General features: G+C 60.0%; 5 protein-coding genes. 3 read left to right on the top strand and 2 right to left on the bottom strand.

Annotated features, from left to right (window positions below; genetic code table 11):
- Positions 1 to 198: 198 nt before the first annotated feature.
- The 3 genes from GSQ91_RS18640 to GSQ91_RS18650 all read left to right on the top strand — a co-directional run bounded on the left by GSQ91_RS18640 (position 199) and on the right by GSQ91_RS18650 (position 5,110).
- A complete protein-coding gene (locus GSQ91_RS18640; RefSeq protein ID WP_158823240.1) occupies positions 199 to 348 on the top strand; it encodes a hypothetical protein in 150 nt (49 codons plus the stop codon).
- 145 nt (positions 349 to 493) lie between these two features.
- Positions 494 to 1,567, top strand: coding sequence for a YeiH family protein (locus GSQ91_RS18645; protein WP_174240705.1), 1,074 nt, complete (start codon positions 494 to 496; stop codon positions 1,565 to 1,567).
- Positions 1,568 to 1,849: 282 nt separating this feature from the next.
- Positions 1,850 to 5,110: a carboxypeptidase-like regulatory domain-containing protein gene (locus GSQ91_RS18650; RefSeq protein ID WP_158823242.1), complete on the top strand. Its 3,261-nt coding sequence runs from the start codon at positions 1,850 to 1,852 to the stop codon at positions 5,108 to 5,110.
- A 65-nt stretch (positions 5,111 to 5,175) separates the two neighbouring features.
- Here the strand turns inward: GSQ91_RS18650 and GSQ91_RS18655 are convergent, their stop codons facing one another.
- Positions 5,176 to 6,813 carry an RNB domain-containing ribonuclease gene (locus GSQ91_RS18655; protein ID WP_158823243.1) on the bottom strand — a complete coding sequence of 546 codons (1,638 nt, stop codon included), beginning with the start codon at positions 6,811 to 6,813 and terminating at the stop codon, positions 5,176 to 5,178.
- 59 nt (positions 6,814 to 6,872) lie between these two features.
- On the bottom strand, positions 6,873 to 7,813 hold a 941-nt coding region (locus GSQ91_RS18660), incomplete at its 5' end, for a radical SAM protein (protein ID WP_158823244.1).

A 7,813-nucleotide genomic window follows, 5' to 3' on the forward strand; every position in this document is an offset into this window, starting at 1 on the left:
CACACCGCCGCCTTCTGTTGCATGTGTTGTCGCATGCCGCGCTGTCGCGCCGGTGTCTGTTTGCTCTAAGCGAAGCGGCTCAAAGCCTTCGCCCCAGGCTCAAAACACCCACGCACAGCTCCCCGAGCACAGCGTGGGTTTTCTGTTTCTGGGCCCACGACACCCAAACCATCCCAGCCACCCCGATTAGGAACTCCCATGAAGTCAGCTACCCAGTCCGGCATCACCCCGCTCAAAGCCGCCGCACACTCCAAGCTCGCCTTCAACGTCGATGTCGTGGCCATCGTGATCGCCCTGACCTTCGCCGCGCTCATCCGGCTCAACATCATCCACCACATCACCTGGTAACCGCTCCACCTGATCTCTGTTTTCTGTTCTCTCTTCTCTGTTCCCTGTTTTTCTGTTCCCTGTTTTTCTGTTCCCTGTTTTTCTGTTTCCTGTTTGCTGTTTCCTGCTCCTCGCCACCATCAACTTGTCCACTCAAACCATATCGATGCCCCCCACCTCCGACCACACCCTGCAACCACGCCAACTCCTGGCGCTGGTGCCAGGTACGCTGCTGCTCTTCGGGATCGGTATCGCCGGCAAGGGACTGGAAGCCATGGGAGCGTGGCTCCAGGCAGCTCACCACATCCCCTTCCCGCGCATTGAGTACGTCCTCTGGGCCATCATCCTCGGCCTCCTCATCTCCAACACGATGCCTCTGCCGAAGATCTTCCGCCCCGGCATCGCCACCTACGAGCTTTGGCTGAAGCTCGGCATCGTCCTCGTCGGCGCCAAGTTCGTTCTTCGCGACGTTCTGCACATCGGCGGCATGTCGCTGGTCCTCGTCTTCTTCGAGCTGATCTTCTCGCTCACCGTAATGACGCTGCTGGGCAAGATCTTCAAGCTGCCCCCCAAGCTCACCTCGCTGCTCGCCATAGGCAGCTCCATCTGCGGCGTTACCGCGATCATGGCCGCGCAGGGAGCCATCGAACCCGAAGAAGAAGACACCTCCACCGCCATCGCCGCCATTCTCACCCTCGGCGCGCTGGCGCTCTTCACCTTCCCTGCTATCGGACACGCGCTGCACCTCGGACAGCAGAGCTACGGCATCTGGACCGGCCTCGCCGTCGACAACACTGCCGAAGCCACCGTCACCGGCGCGCTCTACGGCGACGAAGCCGGCCGCTTCGCCATCCTCGCCAAGACCGCCCGTTCCGCCTTCATCGGCTTCGTCGTTCTCGGCTACGCGGTCTACTGGGCGTCGAAGGGCCAGGCCAGCCGCGTCGAACGCAAAGCGCTCTTCCTCTGGCAGAAGTTCCCCAAGTTCATCCTCGGCTTCGTCGCGATCTCCATCCTGGCTACCGCAGGCTTCTTCACCGCTCCGCAGCTCAAGTCGCTCGGCAACCTCTCACAGTGGGCATTTCTTCCCGCCTTCGCCGGAGTCGGACTGCGCACGCAGTTGCGCGACCTCGTCAATCAGGGCTGGCGTCCCATCCTCGTCGGCGTGCTCGGCGAGATCTTCATCGCACTGGTTACGCTAGGGATGGTCTTCGCGATCTACCACCACGGAGGCATGCAATGATCGCCGCTGCCTTCGATCGTGTCTCTAACTTTCTAGCGGTCTTTTCCGATGCGGTGAAAGACCTGCTCTCCCCCCATGGCCCCCAAGCCTCTAGGCAGAAAGCTTCCAGGCAGAAAACTGCCGAGCAGAAAGCCGACCAGCAAACGTGTAGCTGTCGTTGTCGCCAGTAGTACCCGCGAGAACCGGACACACTTCCTCTCTCTCTTTCAACCTCAACAAAAAGCGACCCTGCACAGCACACACGAGAGCGGGCGCGTCCCTCACAACACTTTCAGGAGCCCCATGCAAGCCTTTAGCCTCAATCATTCTCACACGCGCACACTTATCACTGCGCTGTTCCTCTTCATCCTAGCCATCACAGCGCGAGCCCAGGTCGTCGGCGGCACGATCGCCGGCACGGTCACCGACCCCACAGGGGCCGTGATTCCCAACGCTCACGTACTCGTCCACAACGACGACACAGGCACCCAGCGCACGCTGACCACCGGAAGTGCCGGAACCTTCTCCGCGCCGTCCATCCCCGTCGGCCGCTACACCATCAGCACCGAGGTTCCGGGCTTCGCTCCGTACAAGCGCGTCGATGTCGCACTCACTGTCGGCCAGTCGCTCGACCTCACCCTGAAGCTCTCCATCTCCGGCAGCGAGAGTGTCAGCGTCGAAGACACACCGCCTGCGGTCAACCTCTCCACCGAACAGACCTCCGGCCTGGTCGACTCGCGACAGGTCAAGGAGCTCCCGCTCAACGGCCGCTCCTACGACCAGCTCATCACCCTGAACCCCGGCACCGTGAACTACACCAACCAGCGCTCCGGTGGCGTTGGCACCTCGAACTCTTCGGTCGGCAGCATGTTTGCAGTCTCCGGCCGACGCCCGCAGGACAATCTCTTCCTGCTCAACGGCATCGAGTACACCGGAGCATCGCTGATTAACGTCACCCCCGGTGGCACCTCTGGACAGTTGCTCGGCATCGACGGCATCCGCGAGTTCAATGTCCTCTCCGACACCTACTCCGCCTCCTACGGCAAGCGCGACGGCGCTCAGATCTCCATCGTCACCACCAGCGGCACCAACAAGGTCCACGGCGACGTCTACGAGTTCCTGCGCAACAGCTTCTTCGACGCCCGCAACTACTTCGACGGTCCCCGCATTCCCGAGTTCCAGCGCAACAACTACGGTGCGGCACTCGGCGGCCCCATCAAGAAGGACAAATTCTTCCTCTTCGGCAACTATGAAGGCTTCCGCCAGAACCTCGGCCTTTCCCTGGTCACACTCGTACCTGACAACCAGGCCCGCCTCGGCTTCGTCCCCAACGCCAAGGGCGTCGAAACCGCGACGAAGGTCAGCCCTATCTCTGCGCAACTGCTGAACCTCTGGCCCGTACAGAACGGTCCTGAAGTCCTCACCAATGGCCTGCTCACCGGCATCGGTCAATACATAGGCACCGCGCCGCAACATATCCGCGAAGACTTCGGCACCACTCGCTTCGATGCCAACCTGACGCCGAATGACCTGCTCTTTGCCGTCTACACCGTCGATGACTCCGCCGATCACACACCTACCACCGATCCCTACTCGGTAGTCGACGAGGCTCTGCGCGAGCAGGTGCTAAGCGTGCAGGAACAGCACGTCTTCTCCGCGCGCCTACTGAACACAGCTCGCGTCGGATACTCACGTGCCAGCTTCCTCTTCCTCGGCTCCGTGCCCGAGGCCATTCAGGCAGTGACACCCAGCTTCATCACCGGCAAGCCCACCGGGGCGGTCGTCATCTCCGGTTCGACAGCCTCGAACGGGGCCTCGTCGATCACGGGTGCAGGCGCCAACGTCGGCGCCAACAACGCGATCACACGCAATCTCTTCACCTTCGACGATCACATCTTCTACACCATCGGCAAGCATCAGATCGAGGCCGGTGTCTGGTTGCAGCGCTTGCAGTCCAACGACAACCTCGCACAGGATCAGTTCGGCCAGGCTTCCTTCGCTTCCCTCACCAGCTTCCTGAATGGAGCGATTAAGACCTTCACCTACGCTCCCCAACCCACCGAACTCGGCTGGCGCACTCTCTTCGCCGACGCCTATCTCGAAGACACCTTCCACATCACACCCCGCGTCGAAGTTCGCGCCGGCTTCCGCAGCGAGTCCTCAACCGGTTGGAGCGAGTCGCAGGGCCGCACAGGCGTTTACAACTTCACCAACGGAGTCATCAACACCAATCCCACCGTGCAGTCCAACGGCATCAACGACAACCATGCACTCTTCCTGCCTGAGCCTCGCCTCGGCGTCGCCTGGAATGTCTTCGGCGATGGCAAGACCAGCGTCCGCGCTGCGGTCGGCCTGCATCATTCGCTGCTGGATGCGCTCGACTATCGCTTCGACCAGGCTGCTCCCTTCAACACCGTGTACTCGTACAGCGGTACTGCCACTACCGTTGCGACGCCCACCGGCGGCACAGCTCTCGTCTCACCCTCTACCGTGGACCCCGGCATCGCTACACCCGCGCTGCTCTCCTACTCTCTGAAGATCGAGCAGCAGCTTGCGCCTGGAACCTCGCTCACAGTCGGCTATGACGGATCGCATAGCTACCATCAGATTCTCTCTGGCGACTTGAACGAGCCTGCCTTCATCGAAGAGAACGGCTCCATCTTCTATCCCGCGTCCGGAACAGCAGCCTCTCCCGCAGCTCCAATCAAGGCTAATCCTGCACTCGCCAACTCAACCTCGTGGTGGTCCGGCGGCTCGGGCAACTACAACGCACTCATCGTCGACTTCCGCCACGACCTCTCGCACGGCCTTCAATTCCGCGCCAACTACACCTGGTCCAAGAATCTCGATGACGGCTCGGCCTGGAACACTTCGGTCTCGTCCAACACACCCGCCTTCGTCGAAGTGCCTTCGCTTCCACACCTCGACTACGGCCCCGCTGCCACTGACATTCGCCACCTGGCCGCCTTCAACGGCACCTACGAGCTTCCCTTCGGCACCGGCAAGACGTTCTTCGCGAAGACTAATCCTCTGACCGGCCGCATCATCTCCGGATGGTCGCTCTCCACCATCGCAAACCTACAGACAGGCTTCCCATTCTCGCCGCAGCTCGGCTATAACCCAACCGGTTCAGGCGACTCGCGCAACCCCGTCCGCCCAAACCTCAACCCAGACTTTAATGGTTCGCTCTATACCAAAGGAGCCACAGCAGAACGCGTCGCACAGTTCTTCAATCCCAATGCGTTCTCCGCGCCTGCCGCCGGCTTCGTCGGCAACGCAGGCCGCGACAGCCTCGTCGGCCCCGGCTACGTAGACTGGGACCTCTCCCTGCTGAAGTCCACACAACTCACCGAGAGGACACGTTTGCAGTTCCGCGCTGAGTTCTTCAACATCCTGAACCACACCAACCTGCAACTGCCAAACGAAGTCGTCTACTCCGCCGGCCCAACCCAGGGCACGCTTGCTAACCAGACGACCGCACCCGCTCTTGGCTCTCCTGGCGTCATCTCTGCAACGGCCAACACCAGCCGCCAGATCCAGCTTGGGCTGAAGCTGCTGTTCTAGCAGACTCGCCCCACGACAAGAGAGGCTCGCCAACCAGCGAGCCTCTCTTGTTTTTGCTTGCCTCTCTACCTTCCCGACACCTTCGCAAAGTCAATAAACGCCCGTTCAGGATCAGTGTGAATCAGCTTCACATTCACCTTATCGCCAACGTCCAATCCATCCCCGCCTTGCACCACGCGTCCTTCGAACGGTGGCCTGATCACACGTACATATACGCCCTTGTCGCTAGCGCCCGTGACCACACCCGGAAATATTTCGCCAATGCGGGACGACATCGCCACTGCGGCCACACGCTTCTGCATATCGCGTTCGATCTTGCGCAGTGCCTTGTCCGCATCGTTGCAATGCTGAGCGATAGCGATGAGTTCTGCATCGCTGTAGGGTGCGGGCTCATTGCTGGCCATCGCATGCAGCACCCGCTGCGTTACGAGGTCCGGGAAGCGCCGGTTCGGTGCAGTCGAGTGCGTATAGTCGCGCGCCGCAAGTCCGAAGTGTCCTGTTGGATCGTCATCCGGACGCATCAGCATGTACTCACCCGGCCCCATTAGCTTGATAACGGCAACCGCAAGGTCAGGATAGTGAATCAGATCGTTCTTTCGCCGCTCTTCCAAAAAGTTATTCAACTGCACGGAATCAGGATTCGCAGGCAACGTCGTCCCGTGATCTGCCGCAAGAGCCACAATGCGATCCCACCGCTTCGGAACCACAACCACGCGTTGCAGTCCTGAGCGGCCTCCTTTACGCAGCGCCCGCGCCATCACGCCGTTAGCCGCGACCATCAGATCTTCGATCAGGTTCATCGCACGATTCTGAATCGCTTCATGCACGTCGATCACACGACCATCGACGACCACCGGATCGGCCTCGGCTTTGTGAAACTCAAGGGCTCCGTTCTTCACACGAGCCGTATGCAGCGCCTGCGCAGCCTCATCCTGAAGTGTAAGTTGCTCGACCAGCCAGTTTGTCGGTAATGTCCCCGAGTCCAGCTGCGCCTCATCATGCTCCCGCGCACTGTCTGACCGCAACGACATCACATCGTTGTCCACCTTGCCCGCTGCCGTATTCTCCAGCCATGGCCCCACACGCGAGTACGCCAACTGCGCGCGGTTTCTGACCAGAGCGCGCGTCACCGCCTCGTCCAATAGCTGCCCATCCGGTCCCACCGTGAAGGTCATCATCACCGCCTGACGGTCGCCGTTTTCGTTCAGCGATGTCAATCCGGTCGAAAGCTCCAGCGGCAGCATTGGAAAATTCTTCACTGCCGTGTAGATGGTTTGCGTCTGTTCCTGCGCATGTTTGTCGATGGGTGAGCCCTTCTCGACCACCGCGGCTACGTCACCGATGGCCACGCGCAGCTTGATTCCTCCGGCTACGCGCTCGGCTACCTCAATTTGATCAAGGTCCTTCGACGTATCGTTGTCGATGGACGACCAACCCAGGGCACGAAGATCCTCTACACCCGCTGCGGGTTTCAGTGTCTGTAACTCTTCTTGAATCGCCGAGACCTCCTCGGCTACTCCTGCGCCGAACTCAGGCTTGAAGTTAGCGGCGTGCATCTCATCCAATGCAGCTCCCGCCAGATCGAACCCATGTCCGCTATGCTGCTGACTTCCAGAATGGTGTTGACCGGCGTGCTGTTGATTGTGGTTGTCTAAATGGTCATGCTGCTGGTTGGGGTGCCTGTGGCGATCGTGTTCGGACATGCCCCGCAGACTATCACGGAGAGCACAATACGGGTTTAACGGCTATACACAGCAGCAGGCTACACCGAAGCCAGCACCCTCTCCCGCAGAGGCTGCAACCGGCTCTCCTCCAACCCATCGCGATAGAACATGTTGTAGGTATCAAACGGAATCAGCCGCTTGGCATCCGGGTGTGCGATATGGATGCACGTCTTCTTGATTGAACGTAGATCGAAGCTCTGCGCGTCGATGAACTGCACGATCAGAACACGAAATAGATTGTCATAACCCAGATTTTTCGGTGCAATCACCTGCGGCAGGCAGCATAACAGCTCGCGCAGAGTCGTTGCTTGCGACTGCGGCGAATGGTTCGTCGCAAACAGCTTGAAGATGTGATTTCGAACAGCCTCATCCCGCTCATAGATGATGGTGTTCCGGCCGCCGTCAATGAGCACCTGCGGATCGATCATCCCGGTCAGCGGAACCACCTTGCCGCCGAGCTTCATGGCATAGGCCATCGCCAGGCTGTCCGGATGACAGGGCACAGGGATGAGGTCTTCCGGCCTGAATGCACTGGTCTGCTCCAGGATGCGCCGGCGCACTTCGCTCAATGTCAGCCGATGACGGGCCGGATCGTATCCGGCCAACCGTCCAGCCTGCTGCACGGGTTGGAACGTCACACCACGTATGCACTTTTGTTGCAGAGCAAAGTCGACGATGCGGCCCATCTCGTCGTCGTTCACACCTCGTTCCACCGTGACCACCAACGTCGTCGATACATTCAGCCTGTTCAGCTTTTCGAGTGCCTTCTCACGAATAGACCGCAGATCCGCGCCGCGCAACTGCATCAGGGGATCACGCCGCAGCGAGTCGAACTGCAGATAGAGTTCGAACTGAGGAATGTAGCCCGCAAGCCTCTCGGCGAAGCCATCTTCCTGGGCGATCCGAATGCCGTTCGTGTTCACCATCAGATGTTTGATTGGCCTTCGCTTCGCGGCATCGAGCACCTCAAAAAACTGTG

Source organism: Granulicella sp. S156 (assembly GCF_009766105.1).
Lineage (GTDB): Bacteria > Acidobacteriota > Terriglobia > Terriglobales > Acidobacteriaceae > Granulicella.

Bases quoted from the DNA above. Each gene is read 5' to 3' on its own strand.
- GSQ91_RS18640 (WP_158823240.1), top strand. From the start codon at position 199: ATGAAGTCAGCTACCCAGTCCGGCATCACCCCGCTCAAAGCCGCCGCA.
- GSQ91_RS18645 (WP_174240705.1), top strand. From the start codon at position 494: ATGCCCCCCACCTCCGACCACACCCTGCAACCACGCCAACTCCTGGCG.
- GSQ91_RS18650 (WP_158823242.1), top strand. From the start codon at position 1,850: ATGCAAGCCTTTAGCCTCAATCATTCTCACACGCGCACACTTATCACT.
- GSQ91_RS18655 (WP_158823243.1), bottom strand. From the start codon at position 6,813: ATGTCCGAACACGATCGCCACAGGCACCCCAACCAGCAGCATGACCAT.